The sequence below is a fragment of the Leptospira ellinghausenii genome, from assembly GCF_003114815.1.
Classification (GTDB): Bacteria; Spirochaetota; Leptospiria; order Leptospirales; family Leptospiraceae; genus Leptospira_A; species Leptospira_A ellinghausenii.
Map to the genome: position 1 here is coordinate 60,033 of NZ_BFAZ01000010.1, position 24,262 is coordinate 84,294.

General features: G+C 37.4%; 26 protein-coding genes. 12 read left to right on the forward strand and 14 right to left on the reverse strand.

Annotated elements, in window-relative coordinates; all coding sequences use genetic code 11:
* Nucleotides 1-22 precede the first annotated feature (22 nt).
* Both DI076_RS17160 and DI076_RS17165 read right to left on the reverse strand, forming a co-directional pair.
* Nucleotides 23-517 (reverse strand): DUF4442 domain-containing protein, encoded by a 495-nt coding sequence (locus DI076_RS17160; protein WP_108961091.1) that lies wholly within the window; start codon nt 515-517, stop codon nt 23-25.
* Nucleotides 518-559: 42 nt separating this feature from the next.
* Complete coding sequence (locus tag DI076_RS17165) at nt 560-1,795, reverse strand: methyl-accepting chemotaxis protein (protein WP_108961092.1); 1,236 nt, start codon at nt 1,793-1,795, stop codon at nt 560-562.
* A 75-nt stretch (nt 1,796-1,870) separates the two neighbouring features.
* Here DI076_RS17165 and DI076_RS17170 point away from each other — a divergent pair, with 75 nt between their 5' ends.
* Together DI076_RS17170 and DI076_RS17175 are read left to right on the forward strand one after the other, a co-directional pair.
* Nucleotides 1,871-2,275, forward strand: coding sequence for a hypothetical protein (locus DI076_RS17170; RefSeq protein WP_108961093.1), 405 nt, complete (start codon nt 1,871-1,873; stop codon nt 2,273-2,275).
* A gap of 26 nt (nt 2,276-2,301) precedes the next feature.
* Nucleotides 2,302-2,673, forward strand: a complete 372-nt coding sequence (locus DI076_RS17175) for a PAS domain-containing protein (protein WP_108961094.1) — start codon at nt 2,302-2,304, stop codon at nt 2,671-2,673.
* 58 nt (nt 2,674-2,731) lie between these two features.
* Here the strand turns inward: DI076_RS17175 and DI076_RS17180 are convergent, their stop codons facing one another.
* The 3 genes from DI076_RS17180 to DI076_RS17190 form a co-directional block, all read right to left on the reverse strand.
* A complete protein-coding gene (locus DI076_RS17180; protein ID WP_108961095.1) occupies nt 2,732-4,147 on the reverse strand; it encodes a non-ribosomal peptide synthetase in 1,416 nt (471 codons plus the stop codon).
* A 64-nt stretch (nt 4,148-4,211) separates the two neighbouring features.
* Complete coding sequence (locus DI076_RS17185; protein WP_108961096.1) at nt 4,212-5,975, reverse strand: LruC domain-containing protein; 1,764 nt, start codon at nt 5,973-5,975, stop codon at nt 4,212-4,214.
* Between the two features lie 168 nt (nt 5,976-6,143).
* Nucleotides 6,144-6,875 carry a ubiquinone/menaquinone biosynthesis methyltransferase gene (locus DI076_RS17190; protein ID WP_108961097.1) on the reverse strand — a complete coding sequence of 244 codons (732 nt, stop codon included), beginning with the start codon at nt 6,873-6,875 and terminating at the stop codon, nt 6,144-6,146.
* A 145-nt stretch (nt 6,876-7,020) separates the two neighbouring features.
* Between DI076_RS17190 and DI076_RS17195 the strand changes: the two genes are divergently transcribed.
* Nucleotides 7,021-7,356, forward strand: coding sequence for a MotA/TolQ/ExbB proton channel family protein (locus DI076_RS17195; protein WP_245918537.1), 336 nt, complete (start codon nt 7,021-7,023; stop codon nt 7,354-7,356).
* Entirely contained in the window at nt 7,353-7,748 is a 396-nt protein-coding gene (locus tag DI076_RS17200) for an ExbD/TolR family protein (RefSeq protein WP_108961098.1), read from the forward strand. The genes DI076_RS17195 and DI076_RS17200 overlap by 4 nt, the downstream gene beginning before the upstream one ends.
* Nucleotides 7,749-7,752: 4 nt before the next feature.
* Here the strand turns inward: DI076_RS17200 and DI076_RS17205 are convergent, their stop codons facing one another.
* Both DI076_RS17205 and DI076_RS17210 read right to left on the reverse strand, forming a co-directional pair.
* The gene (locus DI076_RS17205; RefSeq protein ID WP_108961099.1) at nt 7,753-9,747 is read right to left on the reverse strand and encodes a PAS domain-containing sensor histidine kinase; all 1,995 of its coding nucleotides are present in this window, start codon (nt 9,745-9,747) and stop codon (nt 7,753-7,755) included.
* Entirely contained in the window at nt 9,744-10,877 is a 1,134-nt protein-coding gene (locus DI076_RS17210; protein ID WP_108961100.1) for a PP2C family protein-serine/threonine phosphatase, read from the reverse strand. Before DI076_RS17210 ends, DI076_RS17205 begins: the two co-directional genes overlap by 4 nt.
* A 73-nt stretch (nt 10,878-10,950) precedes the next feature.
* On the opposite strand from DI076_RS17210, the gene dinB reads away from it, so the two are divergent.
* The 3 genes from dinB (at nt 10,951) to DI076_RS17225 (ending at nt 13,560) form a co-directional block, all read left to right on the forward strand.
* Complete coding sequence (dinB, locus tag DI076_RS17215; RefSeq protein WP_108961101.1) at nt 10,951-12,027, forward strand: DNA polymerase IV; 1,077 nt, start codon at nt 10,951-10,953, stop codon at nt 12,025-12,027.
* A gap of 3 nt (nt 12,028-12,030) precedes the next feature.
* Nucleotides 12,031-12,732, forward strand: coding sequence for an alpha/beta hydrolase (locus DI076_RS17220; RefSeq protein ID WP_108961102.1), 702 nt, complete (start codon nt 12,031-12,033; stop codon nt 12,730-12,732).
* A 69-nt stretch (nt 12,733-12,801) separates the two neighbouring features.
* Entirely contained in the window at nt 12,802-13,560 is a 759-nt protein-coding gene (locus tag DI076_RS17225; RefSeq protein ID WP_108961270.1) for a DUF547 domain-containing protein, read from the forward strand.
* Nucleotides 13,561-13,625: 65 nt separating this feature from the next.
* Here DI076_RS17225 and DI076_RS17230 read toward each other — a convergent pair whose 3' ends face one another.
* From DI076_RS17230 to DI076_RS17240, 3 genes are all read right to left on the reverse strand, one after another.
* Complete coding sequence (locus DI076_RS17230; protein ID WP_108961103.1) at nt 13,626-14,042, reverse strand: OsmC family protein; 417 nt, start codon at nt 14,040-14,042, stop codon at nt 13,626-13,628.
* A gap of 46 nt (nt 14,043-14,088) precedes the next feature.
* Nucleotides 14,089-14,724, reverse strand: a complete 636-nt coding sequence (locus DI076_RS17235; RefSeq protein ID WP_108961104.1) for a peroxiredoxin — start codon at nt 14,722-14,724, stop codon at nt 14,089-14,091.
* 121 nt (nt 14,725-14,845) lie between these two features.
* Nucleotides 14,846-17,617 (reverse strand): adenylate/guanylate cyclase domain-containing protein, encoded by a 2,772-nt coding sequence (locus DI076_RS17240; RefSeq protein WP_108961271.1) that lies wholly within the window; start codon nt 17,615-17,617, stop codon nt 14,846-14,848.
* A gap of 177 nt (nt 17,618-17,794) precedes the next feature.
* On the opposite strand from DI076_RS17240, the gene sthA reads away from it, so the two are divergent.
* The 5 genes from sthA to DI076_RS17265 all read left to right on the forward strand — a co-directional run bounded on the left by sthA (nt 17,795) and on the right by DI076_RS17265 (nt 22,204).
* Nucleotides 17,795-19,198 (forward strand): Si-specific NAD(P)(+) transhydrogenase, encoded by a 1,404-nt coding sequence (gene sthA / locus DI076_RS17245; RefSeq protein ID WP_108961272.1) that lies wholly within the window; start codon nt 17,795-17,797, stop codon nt 19,196-19,198.
* A 123-nt stretch (nt 19,199-19,321) separates the two neighbouring features.
* Nucleotides 19,322-19,819 (forward strand): RNA polymerase sigma factor, encoded by a 498-nt coding sequence (locus DI076_RS17250; RefSeq protein ID WP_108961105.1) that lies wholly within the window; start codon nt 19,322-19,324, stop codon nt 19,817-19,819.
* 5 nt (nt 19,820-19,824) lie between these two features.
* On the forward strand, nt 19,825-20,865 hold the full coding sequence (locus tag DI076_RS17255) for a FecR family protein (RefSeq protein ID WP_108961106.1): 1,041 nt from the start codon (nt 19,825-19,827) through the stop codon (nt 20,863-20,865).
* An 80-nt stretch (nt 20,866-20,945) separates the two neighbouring features.
* Nucleotides 20,946-21,497 (forward strand): methyl-accepting chemotaxis protein, encoded by a 552-nt coding sequence (locus DI076_RS17260; RefSeq protein WP_108961107.1) that lies wholly within the window; start codon nt 20,946-20,948, stop codon nt 21,495-21,497.
* Between the two features lie 308 nt (nt 21,498-21,805).
* Nucleotides 21,806-22,204: a TIGR04452 family lipoprotein gene (locus DI076_RS17265; RefSeq protein ID WP_108961108.1), complete on the forward strand. Its 399-nt coding sequence runs from the start codon at nt 21,806-21,808 to the stop codon at nt 22,202-22,204.
* Between the two features lie 629 nt (nt 22,205-22,833).
* On the opposite strand, the gene DI076_RS17270 is transcribed toward DI076_RS17265, so the two are convergent.
* From DI076_RS17270 to DI076_RS17280, 4 genes are all read right to left on the reverse strand, one after another.
* Nucleotides 22,834-23,205, reverse strand: a complete 372-nt coding sequence (locus tag DI076_RS17270) for a DUF1554 domain-containing protein (protein WP_245918541.1) — start codon at nt 23,203-23,205, stop codon at nt 22,834-22,836.
* Nucleotides 23,162-23,578, reverse strand: a complete 417-nt coding sequence (locus DI076_RS20365; protein WP_245918543.1) for a DUF1554 domain-containing protein — start codon at nt 23,576-23,578, stop codon at nt 23,162-23,164. The genes DI076_RS17270 and DI076_RS20365 overlap by 44 nt, the downstream gene beginning before the upstream one ends.
* Before the next feature lie 87 nt (nt 23,579-23,665).
* The gene (locus tag DI076_RS17275; RefSeq protein ID WP_245918545.1) at nt 23,666-23,944 is read right to left on the reverse strand and encodes a hypothetical protein; all 279 of its coding nucleotides are present in this window, start codon (nt 23,942-23,944) and stop codon (nt 23,666-23,668) included.
* Between the two features lie 18 nt (nt 23,945-23,962).
* Nucleotides 23,963-24,262 carry a hypothetical protein gene (locus DI076_RS17280; protein ID WP_108961110.1) on the reverse strand — a complete coding sequence of 100 codons (300 nt, stop codon included), beginning with the start codon at nt 24,260-24,262 and terminating at the stop codon, nt 23,963-23,965.

Sequence of the window (24,262 nt, forward strand, 5' to 3'; positions counted from 1 at the left end):
TAAGAAAATTCATTCACTGTGATTAGGTGAGCCTACGGATGTACAAATCCTTGGTAATTTGAGCCACAGTTTTTCCATCTTCACCAACAACGAGAGTCTCATAGTTTCGGATTGTTTTTTTATCTTTTTGTAATAGATTTTTGATTTCTGCAAATTCAGAATCAGGAAGATGGAACGTTGCTGTTACCGTGCCTTCACCTGGTTTGACAAAATCGATTTTGGCTCCTTTGTCCCATACCATATAGTCTTTTCCTAAATTCATCATGAGTAAAAACATAAAAAAAGGATCACACATAGAGTATAAGGAACCACCAAAATGGGTTCCTACATAATTTGTATTGGAAAGGATGAGTGGCATGGAAACTACCATTGTGTTTCGATCGATGAGTTTTGGTAAGATGTTTGCCCCTTCATACGGTTTGAACATTCGGAATGCCTGTTCAAAACCATAAGTTTCTTCTAAAAATTTCCAAAGGGGATGAACTTTGTATTCGAGTAATCTCTCTCTATTTCTCATTCACCCAGTTTTTAAAATTTAGAACAATCGGTCTATCTATTTTCAAGTGGTTCCCATCATCATCTTATCTGTGGCAGAATGGATGTCTTTGATTTGTGATTTTAAAATTTCAGTCGTTTTTAAGATGACTTGTTGTGCTGAACGAATCTCTTCACATTCATTTTGGATTGTATTGGATAAAGATTGGATTTCGTCTAGATTCGAATTGATCGTTACAATCTCACCATAAACCTCACCAGAAGTATCTCGCACACGTTCTGCAACATCATCTAGTGTTTTTGCTTTGGAAAGGATGGCACCACCTCTTGACTTTAATTCCTGAATGGATTGTACAACTTCCGCGATTGTTCCATGAACAACATGAATTTCCGAAGCAATGAATTGAAAGGCATCTCCCGATTCGATCCCAAGTTTTTCTGCTTTTTTATAATCAATTACATTCTCGTTTAAGATTTTCGAAATCTGTTTTGCATTATTTGCCGTCATTGTGGATAAATTTTTAATTTCATCAGCAATGACCGTGAAACCTTTCCCTTCGGAACCGGAGTGAGTTGCCTCAATGGCCGCATTGATTGCGAGTAAATTCGTTTGTTTGGATACTCCATTAATGAAGTCGATGAGTTTTAAAATATTCCCTGAGGACTCACTGATTCTCTGGATGGTAAAATTGGTATCGTTTACCTTTTTTCTTCCATCCTTACTAAGTTGAACAAGATTTTCCATTGTCTCATTTCTGCTTTGGATCTCAGCAATGACAACGTTTACAATATCAAACATGATGTTGATTTCTTCGGAAGTTTTACCGACTGCATCCATGAGTTTTACTTCTTCGGAGGCGAGTTGGGAAACAATTTGGTACACACGATCAATGTCACTGCCTGTCGTTTGAATTTTCTCATTTAATTCAATGATATGATTGCCAATGGCATCCAATCTTTTTTGTAAATCAGAACATGTATCTGTTAGAGACTCCGAATATTCGTGCATATCGATTCCATATCCTGAAAGTAAAAGAACTGGATCAGCAGCTAAATGATTTGAGGCTAAATCTTTCTTTAGAATATATTTATTTTGGATCATTCGAAAAATAGAAAATACGAATGTAACAAAAACCACCAAACCAGCTAATATTTGTATTGGTACTGGGAGTAGTCCGTAAATGGATTGGAATCCAAATATACCTACAAGGAGGAGAAAAAGGACAAAATTGATGGAATCATTCCACATTACTCTAGAATACAGCCTCTTTTCTTCATTGAGGATATGTTTTTGTGGCATTTGTTTTCCTGATTTTCATTTGAATTCTTTTTTTTTGACGTATTTTAACCGAAAAATACATCTAATCTTTAGACTATGATATTCACGAAAAGGGAAATTGAAGAACACTATCCGCTTTCAGAACGGTTGCGTTTAGAGAAGGCGAAATCACAAAATTCCGTCATTTATTGGATCAATGAATTGGTCCGAAATCAAGTCAGAGGTGCCGAGGACGTGACAAGCCTCATCGAAGTCACAAAAGATTTGGTGATGCAAGTAGAAGACTTATACGCAGAAAAAGAAAATTCTGTGACGAATGCGATTGGGAATCCGTCAAATTCTATAGAGTCAGACTCCATTGAAGAACAAATCTCTGATTTATATGCGGAAAAGGAAATGTTGTTAAAGGAAACAAAAACCCATTCTATTTCTGAGGTGATGGCACTCATCCGAGGAATGGAAGAACAACTCAACTCGATGTATTCAGAATACGAAACATAAAACACATTCGAACAGGAACGAAATTAATGAGCAAATTTATTGACCCAAGCATTTTAGGTAAACTCGGATCCCTTAGCCAATCGGAAGCAGATGCATACCCATTTGGAATTGTAAAGGTAGATGAATCAGGTAAAATTTTACTCTACAACAAATATGAATCAGAACTAGCCAATGTTCCCATTCAAACAGCGGTAGGGAAAAACTTTTTCACTGAAGTAGCAATCTGTACCAATAACCGTATTTTTTATGGTAGGTTCAAAGAAGGGATGATCTCAGGTGATTTGGACATCGCTTTCAATTATGTTTTTACTTACAAAATGAAGCCTACCAATGTGGTGATTCATTTGTATCATGACAAAGGTACAAACTCAAATTGGATCTTTGTAAAACTAAGATAAAAAAGAATCCAATTGAATGAGAACACTGGGGGAGGAACAAGTCTTTCCCCATCAGTTTTCATTCTAACAAGTAGAGTTTCTCCCTGACATATTCTTCAAGCCCTGACAAACTGAATAAGTAACCAGTTTGTTTATCTTCTTCTGGAATTTGGTGCCCAATTTTTTTTTCCAATTTCAAAATGAGTTCACTAAAGAGGATCGAATCCATCCCACAATCATAGATGAAATGTTGGTCTGGTTTTGGAACCGAACCCAAAATTGATTCTAGTATTTCAGGAATTGTGGTTTCCGAATTGATGTTTTGTATGTTTTTTCCCTTATCCTTTAGCGTTTGAAGCCTAAGGAATTCTTCATAACAAAAACTTGAGATTTTGGAATAATCAGTTTTCCCGTTTGGTAATTTTGGGATTTCGTTTTGTTTGACAATCACTCTTGGAACATGACTACTTGGGAGTTCACTCCGTAATGTCTGGTAGATAGTATCTATGGGAAGTAGAGAATCAGTAAATAACCCAATTGTATCACCTGTTTCATGATGTACTGGCACACAATAAAACTGACCTTCGAGTCCTAAACCAAGTATTTCTGATTCAATTCGGTCCAATGACACTCGTTTCCCTTTGTGTTTGATAATACGGTCTTTCCTACCTAAAAGATAAAATCCGAGATCCGAATATTCTCCTAAATCCCCAGTCGCATAATATGAATTAGGAGGTAATATAGATAATACCCATTCACTGGCTTGTAAGGAATAATATTGTTTTGAAACAAATGGACTTTTGACTAAAAGTTCCTCGTTTTCCTCTACGGTTTGGAATTGAAATTCCAAATTTGGTAAAAATTGGAATCTGTTTTGCCTAAGTGGGTCACGGTAACCCATTCCGCCGGTTTCTGTAGACCCATAAATCTCTATGATTGAAATTTCTGTTTTTTCTCTGAGTTCCCGAGCGAGTGGGACTGGAAATTTCATCCCAGAAACAATGACTCGTTTTGGAAGTTGGTTCCCTTGTGATAACGCCAACTGTAACTGAGGGGCAGAAGTAATGCATAGAGTCGTTTGCGAAGCTGTGAATCCATCCCCAAAGACAATAGGAATTCCTAATTGTTTTGGAAGTAAAAATCCCCAGAGAAGGCCGTAGAGATGGCAAAAGGGGACTTGGACTTGGATTTCCTTGGTCCCATGCAAGAATCTTTGGATTTCTCCCTCGATTGCCCAAACTTCAAGTTCTGATTGGATTTCATCCCACTCTTTCCATACTATTTTTGGGACTCCAGTGGATCCGGATGTCACCAAACCAAACGATCGGTGGTTCGGTGATTCTAAGACTGGGAGCGGAAATTGTTGGAATTGAGTTTCTAACTTCGTTCCTTGCCAAAGAGGATCTACAAGGATCGGATGGTGGAACTCAAGGTCTTTGAAAAAATTGCCAGATAAAAAGTAATCTTTGTCAGCGAACCGTAAAAGAGAGGCCATAAAACAAAAATCCTCCCCCCGTGGTTTCGGAGGAAGGATTTCTTTTGTTTAGGTAGAATTGTTTTTAAGCGGCTTTTGGATTTCCCATTTTCCGTTTCATGAGAAAACCTAACGCAGCTCCTACGACGATGAGACTTGCTGATACTTCAAATGCGTTCTTACGAACCGCTTTAATGAGGTAAGCAGTAAATCCATTGTCTGTGTAAAAATCACTTACTCTTACTACATAGGATGGACGGTTTGGTGCAGGGATTTGGTCGATGTGTAAATACCAATCCTTATGAGCAACACCATTGGAGTTCATCCATGAGTTAAAGAAAATGTAACCAGAAGTAGATGGTTTGCGAATGTCAGCACCTTCTGTTGGGTGGTTGAAAACACCTGGAACGATGATGGCCCAAGGGAAACCATTTTTGTCTAGGAAAGCGTCTTTTCCTTTTGCATCTTTGAAGTAACCTGGACGGAAAATTTGTCTGAAAACACCGTCAGTTTTTTGGTTGATTGCAAGGAAGTAGTTTAGGTGTCCCCCAACTAGGTTCTTAGTCGCATTCAAATCCACTGGTTCTTCGAAGGTAATCGTAACTTGTGCAGTGACCCCTCTTACAAAGTCATTGATTGTAAAAGTAGATCCAGCTGCCGGAGCATTTTTCTTTCCAAACAATGTTTTATCAGAACTTGGGAGGATTAATACTCCACGTTTGAGTTGTGCAGGTGTTAATGTTCCACCTGTGCAATCACCTGCAGTATTGGCAGTGTATTTAGGAGCAGAAGCACAACCATTCCATGGGTTTCCACTTCCATCTAAGTAACTGATTTGAACAGTTGCATTTGTTGGAACATCAAGTGAAAGTCTCAATTCATGATTGTAACCTGCACCCTTTGCAACATGTGTATAAGTTCCACGAATAATTTTGACTTTGTTAGTCGGTGTTTTGTCCATCTCAGTACTGAAAACAGTTGAGTGGTCATTTAAGTCCGCATCCCCAGCAGAAGGGAACATGTCCTCAAATGCTATTGTATAACGTCCAGATCTTGCAATGGTTGCTAAACTTGGATCATCTGGGAATTCGTCAAAATTATTGGCAATTCCATCACAATCAGAGTCAACCGATTGCACACAACCATTCACTGGTTGGAAATTGGTAGCGTCTACATTGATCACAGGTGCAACCACAACAGTGCCTTCTGAATTGGAGCCAGTTGCTGGTTGTTGTACAGGAGCTGATCCCACGATTTCCACAACTTCCCCTGTTGTTGGGTTCACACCGACAACACTGATATCAACAGAGACTACTGTAGGAGGAACACTGATTGGAATGGTAACTGAACCATTTCCGTCTGTAGTTCCGACTCCTACAACATTTGGTTCCCCTGTTGTAATGGATTCCGTCACAGTGACAGGAGCGTTGGTCACAGGACCAGCCTCATTCACAATCACAACTGTAACAGGAACAGTAATATTTGTTTCAAAATTAAAATCTCCACCATTGGTTTGGTCAACCACAGTCGTTGTAGTTTCATTATTAACGGTTGTCGGTCCAGGTGTTGGAGCCGCTGGAGTTGGTGTTGGAGTGACTACGGAAGGAGTTTCGGAATTACCAGTATCACCCGTGTTTGTATTGGTATCAGGAGATGTCACTTGGCTTGGATCTGTTGTTTCCAATCCTACTACAGTAAATGTTCCATCACCATCATTTGCGGAAGCCGTTGTGGCCTGTGTGGTTCCGTCGCCGAGCCCTAAAAAGGGGAGAAGTAACATTCCTTTTTTCTTATTGGAGCAATCCAGAAGAAAGAGTGGAAGCACCAAAAGAATGATCCATCGATTCATATTTTTTTCCTACCTGTATAGGGGATTAAACGACAAATATTGAAAATAATCAACGCTTTTGCAAAAAAATTTAGGGAAATCCATGGGATTTCTGGGTAGAAGTACGAACAGAGATCAAAAAAAAGGACAATTTTTGAAATTGATCAGACATAATTGCTTAAAAAAACATCATTTCCCTTTTTTTGCAATATGAGCAACCGCATTTCCAAATACAAAATTCTGGAAACGGACATTGGTAAATCCAACCTCTTTTAGGATGAGAGAAAGTGTTTCTTGGTCGGGGTAAAGTTTGGAAGAATGGGGGAGGTAATCAAACATTTCATTTTGTTTCCCATACAACAAATACCCAAATAAAGGAACGATTTTAAAAAAGTAAAAATCAGCAAAGAATTTCAGGAATTTCGGTCTCACACGACCAACATCCAAATTGACATACACTCCATCCTTCTTTAACACTCGTTTGATCTCAAAAAGGCATTTTTTTAAATCAGAAACATTCCTAAGGCCAAAACCCATGGTTACAATATCAAAACTCCCTTCGGGAAATTGTTTGAGGTCCATGGCATCACCTACAAGGAGTTGGACCTGTGTTTTCCCTTCTACTTTCGGAAAGGCATAGGATAACATCTGTTCTGAAAAATCGAGTCCAACCACCCTTTGAAGATGGGGATCCAAGGATAACCGATACGTGATATCACCTGTACCACAACATAGATCCAAAGCAGATGTTGCATGAGGGACCTCCTTTTTTGCTTCTTTGACAACCCAATCCTTCCAGATTCGGTGTAGGAAAAAACTATTCCAATCATTGAATCTGTCGTAAGCTCTCGCGATTCCATCAAAGTTCTTTCTTACATATTCGGGTTTCTTTTCTTGGGAAGGCAGTTTGTATTGGTTCATAGAGGTCGATACATCCATGAATTGGACATTTTCAATTCCCGCAATTTTGATTTTTATTCTTCTTTTAGCTTTTTCGATGATTTCTTTGGCTTCTTTTTTGCGTTTGTTCTTTGGATTTCGAAAATTGGAAGAAAAGGAAACAAGAATGAAATGTTTCCCCAAAGTACCATCTGAAGACGAATTGGATTTGTTTTTTTCTCCATTAGAACGAACAACCCATTGGTTCCCAACCATTGCTTCCTTAGCCATGTTACTTGGTTTGCTTGGAACAGTGATTGGGATAAACACTGCCTTCGGAGAAATGGAAGCCCAAAAAAAGGTAAGTTTGGAAGTTTTGGCAGGTGGAATCAAAGATGCTTTGAATACCACGATAGCTGGGTTACTAGTCGCTATTCCTTCCTTGTTTTTCCATCGAATCATCGAAAATAAAATTCAATATTTATCTGAACTTTTCGCAAAAGACCATACCAAAACAGAATGAAACTCAGAAAACCGAAACAAGAATCAGGTATTGATATTAGCAGTTTGATTGATGTTTTGTTTATCCTTTTAATCTTTTTAATGTTAGCCGTTCGATTCTCAGAACCTACTTCTTCCATCTCATTGGATTTACCTAAATCAAAAACAGAAAGTATTGGAAATGAAACGTATGCTTTCAAAATTCAAATCAAAACCAATGGTGATTTATATAAAAATGATACTAAAATGGATATGGATACATTCGTAAAAACTTTAGAGAACAATCCTGATCCAAACAAAACTGTAAGTTTAGAAGTAGACCAACACTTAGAATTTGGAATCTTTGTAACAGTCACAGACATTTTAAAACAAAAAAATTACCAGAAAATAGAGATCAAAACGGAAAAACAGTAACCCTTTAAAGGGAAGATGATTGAACCAAATCGATTAAAAATTTGTATCGTTTGTTCTTCACTTTTTCGAGTAAAATTGTTTTCCCTTTTGCTTCTGAAGGGATTTTACCAAGTAGTTGTAATAATTGGCCGAAATTTTGGATTTTGATCAGCTGTAAAATTTCGTGTTTGAATTGATTGTCTTCTGAATTTAAAAAGTCCTGCACAAATTCTTTTTCCTTTTCGTCTACCTTTGTGATATGCCAAACTTCTTTAGAATTTGTAGGGCCAATTTTTGATTTTTGAATGAGATCATTTGGGATTTCCATTAATCGTAGAAGAGGTAATTCAAATACAAATGTTGAACCTATGTTCAATTCACTGTCTACTTGGATAGTGCCACCCAAAAAATCGACTAATTGATGTGATATGGAGAGTCCAAGTCCTGTCCCTTCTTGGTAGGAACTCCCTTGTTCTGTTTGTTGGAAAGCTTCAAAAATAGAATGGAGTTGGTCTTTAGGGATTCCAATTCCAGAGTCTTTGACGGTAAAACAAACCAAATCAATATTAGGTTCCAATCCATGTTTAATTTGGATTTCCAAATTCACAAATCCTTGGTTTGTAAATTTTAATGAATTTGCGAGTAAATTGACTAATATTTGTCTAATTTTTTGTAGGTCTGCTTCATAAAATCGATTTTCTATCGTTTCTGGTTTTAGTAGTTCAAAATGAATTTGTTTTTCAGCAAATCGATACGAAAACATTGAAAACAATGTGTCCCAAAGTTGCACTAAAGAAAATTTTTCTCTAGTCTCTGTCATCTTACCTGCTTCTATTTTAGAAAGATCTAATATATCATTGATCATTCCTAATAAATGTACACCATTTTCGTATAAAGAATTAACATACCCTTTTAAGTGTTCAGGTAAATTTGGATCCTTTTCTAATATTTGTGAGAACCCTATCACTGCATGTAATGGTGTTCGAAGTTCATGTGTGATTTTAGAAAAAAATACCGATTTTGATTGGTTTGCTTTGATGGCTGCTTTAACAGCTTTTTGGAGTCGTATGTTTTGGAGCTGAATTTTTTGAGAATAATCATTTAGTTTATCTTCCGCGAGTTTCCGGTCGGTGATATCAAAAACGGTGGATTTGCTAATTACAAAATTCCCATTTTTATCATACGTTGGAATAGAATTTAAACTTACAAAAAAGGTGGATTTATCCTTTCTAACAAACTCTAATTCAACTCCCGTTAATGTCTCATGAGGGAACGAATGAATGATTTGTTGGAATTTTTCGAAACTACTAGATGTTAGCAAATCATTGATTCGAAAGTTGCCGACAATTTCTTCTCTTGAATATCCCAACCAATCCAATTCAGTATCATTGATTGATACTAAAATATTATCTTTGTCGAGAGAGTGATAACCACAAGGAGCATTGTTATATAAATCCAAAATCCGTTCATAGGATTTCATCAAGTTCTCTTCGGCAATCTTTCTGTTTGTGATATCAATTCCAATCGATAATACTTCGTGCGGATAACCAAATTCATTTTTTAAAATACGATTGGACCAAGTAACAGTCCGTTTATCATCTAATCCTACATAGACATCAAATTCCTGGCGAATGTTTTGCTCTGGACGATGAAAGATGTTCCATAATAATGATTTGATTTCATTTGATTTTTCAAATGGTATCCGAAACAAATCTAAAACTAAGTCTTTTCCTTCTGCCTTGTCTTTTGCCATTTGAAAAAATTCTTCAGCATAGGGATTTACTGAATGAATACGGAAATCAGGACTCCAACGAATGATGATAGAGTTTGCAGTATCATAAATATCTTGGTATTGTTTTTCTTTTTCACGAATGACTCTTTCAATTTCCTTTGCATTGATTAAATTTTTTTGGAATAATATTTTCCTTAGTTTTTTCTCTCGCCTGTATGCATTATGATAGAAGTATGCAAAATACAAAAGAGTTGAAGCAATTCCAATGGATATGATTTGCTCTATCATTTTACTTCAAGTAATAACATTGTCATATCATCAGCAACTTTTCCTTCTGAATACTTTAACACTTCTTCCGAAATCGAATCCAAAAATTGTTGGGATGATAATTTGATATTTTTTTCCACGATTTCCGAAAATTTTTGATCTCCTAAATATTCTTCCTTTTCATTAGGCACTTCAAACATACCATCTGAAAATAAAAACAAACGATCACCTGATTGTAATATGATGTCTTCATTAATTGTATTCAATTGATCTGGAAACATCATGAGACAAAAACCTTTTGTTCCTAATTTTTGAATATTGTCTTTTCGAAGTAAAAACATGTGGTGATGGCCTGCCATCGAATAAGAAAGTAAGTTTTCCTCAGCACGGTAACGAATATAAACTGCACTTATGAAATGTGTACTGATCAAAGGAGTGAGGGTATTGTGAATCCAATATAAACATTCGCTAGGTGACATAAATGATTTATTCATTGTTTTGAACGTAATGATTGCCATTAGAGATACCATTGCTGCGGCGATACCATGGCCTGTTACATCACCGAATAGGATATCCAAATCTCCTGATGGAAGGACATCATAGGTAATCAAATCTCCACCAACTAAATCCATAGGTTTATATGAAGTATATATTTCGTACAAAGGAGAGGGAGGGAATTGAAATGTTACAAGTTTTTCTTGGTTTGTTTTTGCTAACTCTAAATCTTTCTGAATTGCATACAATAAATCAATCCGTTCCTTTTCTAATGTTTTGATTTTGAGATGGGTTCGAATCCTTGCTAAAATTTCAGATTCTTGAAAGGGTTTTGTGATGTAGTCAACAGCTCCAGTTTCTAACCCTTTAACAATATCGCTTGTCTCATTTAATGCTGAGAGAAAAAGAATAGGTGTATTTTTGTGACGTTCCATTGCCAAAAGTCGTTTTGCCACTTCGAGTCCGCTGATTCCTGGCAATAAAATATCGAGTAATATCAGATCAAAATCCAAAACATCCGCAAGTTCTAAGGCATACTCTCCGTCGTATGCAACGGCAACTTCATAACCTTGGCCTAGTAAAATATGGGTGATGATTTCCATATTGGTTTCATTATCATCAACGACTAAAATTTTTGCGGCTAATTTAGAATTCACTATGCAAAAAGGATGATTTACAAAAAACTTTTGGCAAGGTTTTTTTAGGAGATAAAAATTCTCTCCAAATCAAATGAGAAAGATCATCCACATTGATATGGATGCATTTTATGCATCAGTTGAACAACGTGATTTCCCAGAAATGAGAGGGAAACCGGTTGTTGTTGGTGGATCTCCGCATTCTAGGGGAGTGGTTTGTGCTGCAAGTTACGAAGCTAGAAAATTTGGAATCCGATCAGCGATTTCATGTTACCAAGCATACAAACTATGTCCTGATGCAATTTTCACTCCTCCACGATTCGATGTTTATAAATCAGTTTCAAAAGAAATTCGTAGGATCTTTTTGGAATATACTGATTTAGTCGAACCTTTATCCTTAGATGAAGCTTATTTAGATGTAACATTGAACAAACAAGAGATTCCACTTGCCAGTACAATTGCCAAAGAAATTCGAAAAAAGATTTGGGAAAACACAGGGCTCACTTGTTCTGCAGGAGTTGCAACAAACAAATTTTTGGCGAAGATGGCCTCCGAAAAAAACAAACCAAACGGATTGTTTGTCGTTTTACCTGGGGAAGAAATTTCTTTCTTAGATGAATTGCCTCTTTACCAATTTTTTGGGATTGGGAAAAAAACTTTTGAAAAACTCCAACACTTAGGTTTTTCAAAAGGGAAAGATTTGAGAGAAGCGGAGGAATCATTCCTTGTCCATGAATTTGGAAAAATGGGTGCTGTATTTTATCGAATGGCAAGAGGGATCGATGATAGAGAAGTTATCCCTTTCCGTGATCCCAAGTCCATTGGTGTGGAAACCACTTTCACGCATGATTCTGAGGATTTTTCTTATTTTTTACTCAAATTGGAATCTCTTGCAAAAGAACTTGAAATGAGAATGTTGAAAAAAAACAAAAAAGGTAAAACACTTACTTTAAAAGTAAAATTTGAGGATTTTACAGTAAAACAAAAATCAATTACTTCTGACGTTGTTTTCTTCTTGGCAGACAACCTTTTCCAACAATCCTCGAACATGTTGGCAAATGTTTGGAAGGATAATTTTGATCCTCCTAAAAAAATTAGACTATTGGGATTATCAGTTACTAATTTTTATGAAAAAGAAATTTCGGAAGACCAACCTTCCTTATTCGGATAATTTATGTTAGATGACGAAAACGATTTAGAATCTTTAGGACCATTAAAGGTATTAAGAGTAAAAGGAGACCCTGATGCTCCTACGGTAGTGTTGTTTCATGGTTATGGTGCTAGTGCATTCGACTTGTACCCCATCCATGAAGTTCTTGTTACAGACCAAAAATTCAATTGGGTTTTCCCACATGGCCATTTGAGTATTCCGCTGATGCCCGGGTATTTGGGGCGAGCATGGTTCCCCATCGATATGGCCGCCTTAGAAGAAGCGATACGAAAAAATGATTTTCGAAATTTTGCAGACAAAGACCCAGAAGGAATGGATATCGCGAGAGCTTCCGCCTATTTGATGTTAGAAGCTCTTGGCGTTCCATGGAACCAATTGATATTAGGTGGTTTTTCGCAAGGAGCAATGCTTGCTACTGATATTACACTCCGAAATGAACTAATGTCCAAAGGATTAATGATCCTTTCAGGAGCTTTAGTCAATGAAACTCTTTGGAAAGATTTGGCACCTAAAAAATCAAACTTAAGGTTTTTCCAATCTCATGGTGAATACGATCCTATTTTGGGTTATGCCAATGCGAAAAAACTGGAAAAATTACTTCGAGGTTCTGGTTTGTTAGGGGAGTTCATATCTTTCCCTGGAGGACACGAAATCCCCGCTCCTGTGGTCCAAGGGATCAGCCGTTATCTGAATAGTTTATCCTAATTCTAAGACAAACTTAAAAATTGAAGTGTCAATAGGGGAACAGGTCTGTCTAAGATCTGGATGGTTGTTATGAAACATTATTTTGCACTCTTTTTTGTTCTGGGGATGTCCCAGTCGCTAATTGCACAGAACTTTGATCACAAACATAGTGTTTGGGACTTGTTACTCAAAAAACATGTCAAAAATGGACTTGTCTCTTACAAAGGATTTATCTCTGACTCATCCCAATTAAATGGTTACCTCGACCAACTAACAAAAGTTTCTGACAGTCAGTACCAATCCTTTTCCGAAAAAGAAAAAATCAGTTTTTTGATCAATGCTTATAATGCATTTACAGTAAAACTGATAGTGGACCATTACCCTGTGGACAGTATCACTGACATTGGATCGCCGATTTCAAAAATCAATTTAGCCAGAGGGATTCCTTGGAAAAAAGAATTTTTTAGCCTACTTGGAAAATCCAGGCACCTAGATTGGATTGAACATGAAAAACTGAGAAAAGATTTTATGGAACCAAGGATTCATTTTGCGATTGTATGTGCATCCATTGGATGCCCAATTTTACAATCCGAAGCTTATACACCTACCAATTTAGAAAAACAATTACAAATAGCGAAACTAACGTTCTTAAAAAACCCTAAGAAAAATTCTTATGATAAGAACACAAATACCTTGTATTTAAGTAAGATATTCAACTGGTTCCAACCTGACTTTACCAAAAAAATGTCATTAATTCAATTTGTGCAGGATGGTTTTGAAGATACGATCAAACCCGATGCCAAAATCATTTACAATGAATACAATTGGGATCTTAACGAATTGAAATAAGAACCCAATTCGATCACTTAAGTTTTAATATCGAAAGTTTTGATGATGAATTGGTTTTGTAAATTTTATGAAACCAATTTTAGTTCGTAGGTGATCGTTGCCGTTTTTTCCAAGGTTTTTGCAACGGAACAATACTTTTCTAAGCTCAAGTCAATTGCTCGTTTCACTTGTGCCTCTTCGAATTCTCCTTTTACAAAAAATTTCATATGAATTTTTTTGAAGAGATTGGCTTCTTCTACTTTTTCTCGGTCTGCTTCCACATCCACTGAATAGTCTTTCACTTCAATGCGATACTTGTTTAAGATCATGATGACATCAATGCTACTACAACCTGCAAGACCCATGATGAGAAGTTCCATTGGCCTTGGACCAGAATTTTTACCACCAATTTCAGGTGAGGCGTCGATCCGAATGGAATTACCGGATTCGTTAGTAGCTTCTAGGACAAATGGGGTTTCGATACGTTTTAAATGAATGTGCATAAATCATGTACCACAAAGGCGGGGGATTGGCCCCGCCACTTTTCCACTATTTATTTGGTTGTGGTGTGTAACGTAAATAAGGTTTGATTGTGCGAAACCCTTTTGGGAATTTTTTCTTTGCATCTTCATCGGATACTGAAGGAACGATGATAGTATCCTCTCCGTCTTTCCAGTTGGCAGGCGTTGCCACACTGTATTGAGAAGTGAGTTGTAAAGAATCAATTACCCGAAGTAGCTCATCAAAATTTCTACCAGTGGAAGCTGGGTAAGTAAGAGTGAGTTTTACTTTTTTGTCTGGTCCCACAACAAACACAGAACGAACTGTAGTTGTTTCACTTGCATTTGGGTGGATCATATCATATAAATTGGATACTTTTTTGTCAGCATCTGCAATGATCGGGTAATTTACCTTTGTGCTTTGTGTTTCGTTGATATCAGAGATCCAACCTTTATGGCTATCCACTGGATCAACGGAAAGTGCGATCACTTTTACATTTCTTTTTTCAAACTCAGGTTTGATTTTTGCCACATAACCTAACTCCGTTGTACAAACTGGAGTGTAGTCTTTTGGATGAGAAAATAAAATCCCCCAACTTTGTCCTAAATATTCATGGAAGTCAATTTTACCTTCCGAAGTTTCCGCTTGGAAATTGGGTGCTTCATCGCCGAGTCGTAGTGCCATCTCGTGTTTCTCCTTTATGGGTCAGATACTTCCCAATATTGAAACTACACCGACAAAAGCAAGAAAATTATACAATTTATTGGATACTTTGTCTATTTTAACAGAATAACCTGCGTGTTCTTTACTTTTTAGTCCTTGTAAACGAACCGTCCCAATCCAATTCCGGAGGAGTTTCGATATAGTATTGGCAACGTTCCAAGAGAAGTTTACACGCCTCGTCGTGAGAGGACTGGTACAAAATTTCAAACTGCCGTTTTGCTTCCGAAAATTTACGATTAAAATAGGAAAATAAAGCTGTTTCGTAAGCATTCACGAATTTTTTCTCTTCTTCTGACTCCTCTCCCTTTTTGCATCTCACTTCATACAATGTGACTGGTTTTGATTTTCCTTTTACACGTACTGTATCGAGTTTTCGTGTGAAAAAATGATCTTTGATTTCATCATGGACAAATTCCGAAACGAGAATACAAACCCCATAATCCTTTCCAGCTGCTTCAAGCCTTGCTGCTAGATTGACTGTATCTCCCATCATGGTATAGGAAGCGAGAGCGTCGGTTCCCATAAATCCCACTTTCGCATAACCCATGTTAAGCCCAATTCGAAATTTCATATCATGAGCTTCAGGTATATAAGAATTATTTTTGATCCATTCTTTTTTGAGACCTTCTAACTTATCTCTCATTTCCACACTTGCAGAAACTGCTTTTAAACAATGGTTCTCAACATCAAGTGGTGCATTAAATATTCCGACGATGGCATCCCCAATGTATTTATCCAAAACTCCATCATGTTGTTTTAGGATGAGTGTCATAGCAGAAAGGTATTCATTGAGTAGGTTAGCAAGTTCCTTTGAATTTAGTTTTTCAGAAATGGTACTAAAACCTGCAATGTCAGAGAAAAAAGCAGTGATCACTTTTTCACTTCCTTGTTTTAATTTTTCCAAATCTTTTAATGCTTCTCCCACAACGACAGGGTCCACCATACTTCCGAGAACCCCTCGCATTTTTTCTCTTTCTTTGAGTCCTGAAACCATTTGGTTTAAGGCAACTGTAAGATTTCCAAATTCGTCATTCCCACCATCATCAAAATGAACATGTAAATTCCCTTGGCCTACATCTTCTGCACTTCGTATGATTTTACGTATCTTTTGTACGACAACACCAGAGATAAAAATTGCGAATAGAATCGCAACCAAACAAATTGTGATCGCAGTAAACACAATTTGGTTTCGATTGTCTTTGATGGCACGGATCCCATCTGTTCGATCCACTAACGTTCGGATGAGTCCCGAAAAGTTATCACGTAACACCATCAACGGAACATTCTCAGCTTCTAATAAATGTGTTCCGTCTAACTTCCACATAATTTCTTCTGATTCACTTCGGGAATGACCAAAACTTCCATCAGGGAAGAGTTTTTTTAGTTCTTTTGTAGGAGTTTCTTGTTCTGCAGTGATGATCCATTTCCGAATAGACTTCCAACGATTCCTTTGTTCCTCTCTCGCCTCAGGGTCTTGGTAGTATTTTTCATACTCTAAAGGATCCGTTTTAAACTTTAACAGTACCCAATCTTCTAAAGTTACATCACGTAAACTTCGTAAAGACTCGATTTTTTCTTCTAATTCCTTAGGAATTGGATATCGTAACGAAACTTCGTCATAAATTTTTTCTCTATCTGAGACTAGTTCATTGTACGATTTATAATAACTCGTAAATAATTTGTCTTTCGCTGGTGGAATTGGTGGTTTTGCATTTTTTAAGTATTGAATTCTTTCTCTTAATTTTGGGATGAGTTGAGCCAGTTCATTGGTGATACGGTAATCTTCTTTGATCACTTCTCGATAATCACCTAATTTTGATTTGATGCCGATTAAGTTAAAGGCACGTTTTGTTGAGTTTTGATGGCGGAATAGGGGAGAATGAAGTGCTTGGATTTCTCTTTCTCTCCATTCATAAACATACTGTTTTTCGTTTTCTTCAACCGATGTAATATCATCTGAGAGTTTTTGAAACGAATCTACCAAACTACTTTCCATTTGGTCAAAATGATCTATTTTTGCTAAGGGAGATGTATTATCAATAATTTGAGTGTCAAATGAGGCAATGGAAGTTTCTCCTTGGATCATTGCTGAAATGGGGAAAGTTTGGATCCGAAATAATTTAGTATCGAGTCCTAATTCTTCTAATTTTCTCTTTTTGGAGTCCGCATAAAACTTTGCAATGAACAGATCCAGTTTGGATTTATGATTCCGAATTTCCTTTTTGATGTTTTTGATATCTAGTTCCCATTTTGATTTTGCTTCATTTTCTTCGGGAGTGGGTTGTTTGATGATATCTAAATACTTTTCTTCATTTTTTACATAGGCTGCAGCAAGATTGACTAATGTATTCCATTCTCGTTCGCTGATATTACGATTGGATGCTTCCCTTAGTTGTTGCCGTATTTCTCTTTCTAACATTGTTACATCATCTTTGGTTAAGTAGACCGAAAAAAATGTATCAAATTTCTTGAGTACTTTAGAAGAACCAAGGGAACCGAATAAATTGGTTTTGAATCCAAAAACAGAAACAGTTTTTTTCTTTGTAACAAGTTTTGCTGTTTGGTATTTTTTTAATTCTTCCTGTTGTTTTTCAATTCGCGATTTGAACTCTTCGATGCGGATTAAATTTTGAGAGATGGATTCAATCTCCATCACAAGACTTGCGATAAAGTTCTTTGAAACAGCGGCTTGTTTTTCATAACTTTCGGAAAGGATCGCTGTTTGTTGGCGTACGGTGATGATGGACAAAAGTAAAATGGTTAAGGCAATCAGAGTTCCAGTAAACCAAGCAAGTTTTGCGCGAATCCCTTCCGATAGGATCTTCCAAAGGGATAACATTCCCGACTGAATCATTTTTAAAAATTCCATAGGCTCTACAAAAGAGTAAAAAGGCAAAATGCAATTGCAAGATTTTTTGTCTTTCGACTTTGAGTTTGTTAGGTGAAGAAAACAAATGAATCCTACCCAAATCGATTCAAACTGCATTTTTGCTTGCTATTTTTCACTTTCTCGGTAGCGTTCTTTTATCCAATGTCTATCAATCGATTTGATTTAATCGCTATCGGGGGCGGTCCTGCCGCTCAAAAAGCTGCTATCCAAGCAAGTAAACTCGGCAAAAAGGCTGCTATCATTGAAAAAGACCCTTATTTAGGTGGTGGTTGTGTCCATTGGGGGACAATTCCCTCGAAATCTCTTCAGGAAACGAGCCGGTTCTACCGGAACTTAAAACTTTCCAACCTACATGGATTACAATCCCCACAAACAACACAACTCACCCTCCAAGAGTTAATGTTTCGTGCCTCTACTGTCATCGAAAAAGAAGAAGATGTGACCCGAGAACAAATGATCCAAAACCGAGTCACAACACTCACGGGTTGGGGAAAAATTGTAGATCCAAACCGAGTCGAAGTAACGGACTCCGCAGGAAGAAAAAAAGTTTACGAAACAGAAAACATTCTCATAGCAACAGGCAGTAGCCCCAGAAGGCCATTGAATGAAAACATTCCTTTTGAAGAAGGATTAGTTTACGACAGTGATGGTTTGTTTGCGATGAAAAAGATGCCGAGTACCTTAGCTGTAATTGGTGCTGGTATCATTGGTTCCGAGTATGCTACCATTTTTGCTCATATTGGAGTGAAAGTACACCTATTTGATTCCCAAAATCGGATTCTCGGTTTCTTAGATGAAGATATATCCAATGAAATGACTCGGATCATGCAAAATGCAGGGATCCAAATCCATGTCGATTCATCGATCACCAACTATAAAAAAATTTCCGATGAAGAAGGATTCGAACTTACAACTAACAAAGGTGAAGTGGTAAGAGTCAACCAAGTCCTAATTTCACGGGGAAGGCTCGGAAATGTTGATAACTTAGGACTGGAATCTGTTGGGATCATCCCAAATGACAGAAAACAAATCCAAGTGAATGAGAATTACCAAACCAATATTCCCACAATTTACGCATGTGGAGACGTGATTGGATTTCCAAGTTTAGCATCAGTATCGATGTACCAAGGTGCTTATGTCGCAAAACATATGTTTGGTCATCCTTCGGTTCCTGTTGATGCCGAAGAATTCCCGATTGGAATTTATACACTACCAGAAATTGCAACCATAGGCCCCACAGAAGAAGCTTTGAAAAAACGAGGTGTTTCCTATGGAGTTGGTCTTGCAAAATTTGATACAATCACTAGGGCTCAAATCAGTGGAGACCAAGTTGGATTACTCAAAATTCTATTTGATAAACAATCGAGACGAGTTCTTGGAGTTCATATCATTTCAGACAAAGCTACAGAACTCATAGCACTTGGACAATGTGTTGTGAACCTAAAAGCTCCAATTGAGTATTTCACCGAACATATTTTCAATTACCCGACAATGATTGGTGCCTATAAAAATGCTGCCAATGATGCCCTTTTGCGGGAAAAATAATCTGAGTTTTTGAGAATCTGAGCTCTCCCAATTGTTTTCTTTTACAGAGAGGAATGGGATTTTACTTGTCAGAGACTCGGTTTTACGAACACATACAAGATTGTGTCCGACAATTCTGTCTCCATGAGTCAAATCTACGAAAGAAGTCATAAACGAATTTTTGACTTTCTTTATAAGTACACTCAAAACGCGGACACAGCCATGGATTTGATGCAAGACAGCTTTTTAAGTTTCCATAAACATTATGGTAATGCTGGCCTCTCGGAAGAGAAGTCCATCATGGTTCTGTACACCATTGCTCGCAATTTATCCATTAATTATGCTAAAAAATTTTCCACTTCTAGGGAAATTGCTTCTGATGAAATCGAGTTCCACAGTCACAATCCAAAATTAGAAACAAAAGCGGAATACCAAGATTTGGAAGACCGGTTATATTCTTTTCTGGGAGAACTTTCGGAAGATGAAAGGTCCGCTTTATTACTCAAAAACGTAGAAGGATTCCAACTGGTCCAGATCGCCGAGATCTTAGGAGTTTCAGTTTCCACCGCCTCTAGGCTTGTCATCAAAGCCACTGAGAAAGTATTGGCCATAGCAAAAAGGGAAAATCTGGTTCCAGATTAAAACGAATGAGCGAATTAGAAGACCAAAAACACATAGAAGCGTTGGAAGCCCTTTTGCGAAAACCGTCCAAAGTGACGGAGCAGGTGGAATTCCCAAATTGGGAAACTTTGGTTTCACGTTCCCCTCGCCAAGAATGGAGTGGACCATCCTCTAGTCCAAACAAAGTCCTCTCCTTTTTTCGGAAACCAGCAGGACTTACACTTGTTGGTGGGACTAGTTTTGCCATCGCAGCCACCATATTGTTTGTTTTTATCATGAGACCTGAAACCACTTCCAACGAAGTGTCTTCCTCGGCAGTGATGGAAAAAAAACGTGAGATTCTCTCTCCACTTTCCGTTTCTGTATCCCAAGTCAAAGGGAAGGTTTTTATTTTTCCAGAAGGTAGTGTTACAAAAGTACCATTAGTCGAAAAGTACCAAATCACTTCTGGAGATATCATAACAACAGAACTGGCATCCCAAGTGGACTTACAATTTGAAACTGGTTCATGGTTACGAATCAATCCACAATCGGAAGTCATTGTACAGTCGTTACAAAAATCCGATATAGGATCATATTCACAAAAGTTCTCAGTGAAAAAAGGGAAACTTTTTGCTTCTGTTTCTAAACTTTCGAAAGATAGTGAGTTCATTGTCCAAGCAGGAGAGCACCTTACACAAGTTCGAGGTACTATTTTTAGCATTTCCTATGATGGTGTTATGGAAACGGTAGCGGTAAGAGAAGGTTCTGTCGCCTTCGGTGATCTAATCCTAAATGCAAAGCAACAAGCAGTTGTTAAACAAGGGGAGTCATTCCCTGTCATTGCTTCTCAAGTGAGTCCCAAAGAAGATAAGGAACTCAAAGCTTTTTATACCCAATCCATTTTGGCCAAAGAGTCATTACTTTACCGTGAACATTCTCGTTTAGAATTGGTTCGTTTAGAGGATGGAACGGAATACCGAGGTGTGATTTTAGGACAATCGGAAACCCATCTCCATTTCCAAGGAATGGATGGAAAGATCGAAATCCCGATCAAAAACATACTCGAAACCGAAAAAATCCGCTAAAAATCAGAAGTTTTTTGACAAGATTTCCTTTATCTGAAAGGCTCTTTACCGAATACCTGTAAGACCATATAAAGGAAATTATGCCAGAGAATCACAAAAAAAACTTTCGATTTCGTTATCTCATCGATAAAGAATTCCAATTAAAATTCTTAGCACATTATTCTCTTCTGTTTATTTCTGGGGTGATTGTCACTCTTTTGTTCTTATATTGGTTGAACCAATCCAAATATGATGGTGGGGCAGTGTTCCGACTTCGTCAGGATGCACAAACTGTGTATTGGAAAGTCGAAAACGAAGATGCGGCACCTGGAGAAGCCAGAGAAAAGTTTGTCCCGAGGGAAATTTATCTGCCCAATTATGACCACCAACTCAATTTATATACCATCCAATTTGATGCAGTGGTAACACTTTCTGTCTTATATTTATTGTTAATCACAGTTTTCTCTATCTTCAAATCGCATAAAATGGCAGGTCCTGTGTTTAGCATCAAACGTTCCTTACAGAGGATGGCTTCTGGAGACCCAATTGAAACCATTCGGATTCGAAAAGGGGATGAATTCCAAGAGTTAGTAGAAGTATTAAATGAAGTGATCCAAAAGAGGATGAACGACCAAAACAAGAAATCTACATAATATTTCTATGTCACATGAAGGTCGGGGCTGCCCCCGCCCCGAATTGGGTGGTGGAGGTGGGCCTTGTGGGCTTTTTTCCCAAATCCACACCTAACATAATTCTTACAAATCGTCCACTTCATCCTGCATATAAAAAAAAATTACGAACAAAAGTTCATCTTTATCACTGAATCTCTTTCCAGCGATGTTTGAATCATAGATCTTTTAATGATTCCAAATCAAATTGAATCCCTTTTCCAAAAGGCAAAAATTCTGATTCGTGATTCCGGTTGACTTTACTTCATGAGTTCGGATACACTTTCTCCGATATGAAACAATCTGGAAAATCGATTCTCGTAGGAATCATTCTTTTAGGAATGATATTTGTAACAAATTGTAACCAGCCGACGCTTGCTAGGCTCAGTAATGACAATATCTTAGGAGCTGATGCAAAAGCAGAACTCCTCCAAGCCTCGAAAAGAATTGATGGTGTCAAATTTGCCCCTCTGGGAGTGAATTCGTCAGGAGCAGAGGCATCTTCAGCACTTCTCAACGGTGTTTTGATTCCAATCCTTGCAGAAATTAATCCTGATAAGTATTATAAACGAGATGGTGTCGAAGCTTGTGTTAAGAATATCTATATTCTAGGATTAGCACTTCCCAATTATGCTTCGGTCGAACTCTCCTGCAAAATTGAGGAAGTGACTACTTTTGATTTTTTGAAATAATGAAAGTAGGATAAACATCCAAAACAAAATATTTACATAATATTTCTATGTCACATGAAGGTCGGGGCGGCCCCCGCCCCGAATTGGGTGGTGGAGGTGGGCCTTGTGGGCTTTCTTCCCAAATCCACACCTAACAAAATTTCATCTTCCTTTCAACCTTGTCTCAAAATTCCCAACTTTTTCTTCCCAATTGTTAATATTTTGTTCACTTAGTCTTCTGCATTCTCATTCAATATGAATAACACCCAATGCAGTCTTGCCACCGATCGTAGCGGAAATCCTTTCGCATCGCGGAAGATTGGAGCGTAGAGCGGGATCGCTTTTCGGGAAAGATGTTCGAATGTAGATTCTATTTGCGAGGCACATTCGTTAGTTGTTTCTATGTAACTTATTTTGATTTGAGATACTATCTATTATGAAGCAATATGATTCTTCCCATAATCAATCTTATGTCACATAACAGGAATTACTTGTTGTACAGAAAGACACATCGGTAACACTTTAGATCACTCACATGGGTGGCAAATTGGTCTGGAATTTTTGATAAAACTTCCCAACACACAAATGTAATGCAAATACAATCCATCGTGTGTCTTCTAAAGATAATAGCTAATTCGTTTTAATAAACTTCATTGTTCCACACAAATTAACTTCCTGCTGCTGGAACACACGGCGTTCCCAATCGCTATAACACTTGTTATTGTTTTTTCAATATGCGATCCAATAGAAACATTCCCAACGGTTGCAGAAAAATTAGAACAATCATTTGAACTGTTTGTCCAATTTGCATTCAAACCAGTTATCGTTAAATTTGTCCCAGTTATAACTGATGATATCTCATTCGTCAAATTTGATTCAAAGATCCCATTTTTGGTTGTATTGCCTATCACAATTGACCCATCATCCCTTCGATATTCCTTATTGGGTTTGAGTACCCAATCAATATGTTCTGATGTACTAGGCACAATTTGCGGAAGTACACGCAATACGATTTGTTCCATCGGCTACCATCGCTTTGTAAGTGCCGCTACCAGAAGGTTTGTTTTCGTCGGAATTACATTGGCTATCAAGTCCTGAAATACCAGCATTCAGAATGGCATTTGCTTTGATGACAAACATTTTGCAATGGTCTTTGTTTGCGCAGCTTGAATTTGCATTTAAAGCGACAAACATTGTCCCGATTACCGTATCATTACTTTCTTTATTCTTTCCGCATGCAACACCTAAGACAGGATGCTTACTAAAACCAAAACTAAATTCAACCCAAACATAGATTTTCTGAGGGATTTTTTCATTTTCAGACGGTAAGAAGATTGAGGCAAATGGCGATAGAGCAAGATTTTTTAGGGAAACCCCAAAGAATATTCGGAACATTTAGACCAAAGTGAACAGGGATTTCCGCGACAATCGAAAATCTTCGGACGTACAAAAATTAAAATGAATACGAATGCGAAACGAACCTTATTTTGTACCACAGGCTTTTTTCTTTAAGTCTTCACAAAGATAGGAACCAACCAACCTTTCTGCATCGCATCGGAATTTAGCAGATGCTTTCGTTTCGGTACTCCCTGTCACTGTGGAAGCAGATTCTGCACAATATGTATACGATTGGTAAATCACAAGTGAACATGCTAAATAATCTAAATCTGCACGTTCACATTTTTCATAAGACTCACTAGTCTTTGTACATTGAATTAAAAATAATAAAACTAAAACGAGGAAAGAATGTCGAATGATCACGATGGTATTTAGACAAATTTATGGATTTGAAGTGGAATTTTTTTTCTCGAGGATGGCATTTGTTTCCACATACCGAATGGAAGGATTTTGTTTTAGTTCCATTTTTAATGTTTCTAATCCAGGATCCACTACGAACTGGATTCTATAAGCAGGTTTCATTTTAATTTGAAGTTCCAACTGATAGGTACCGAAACCCTGGAGAAGTTGTTTCCATTCCTCAGTAGACAACTCTTTTTCAGTACCAACAATGTAGTCACCGCGATGTGCGATTGGTTTTATTGGTACATTTGTTAGAATTGGTTTTTTACGTTCCGGCAT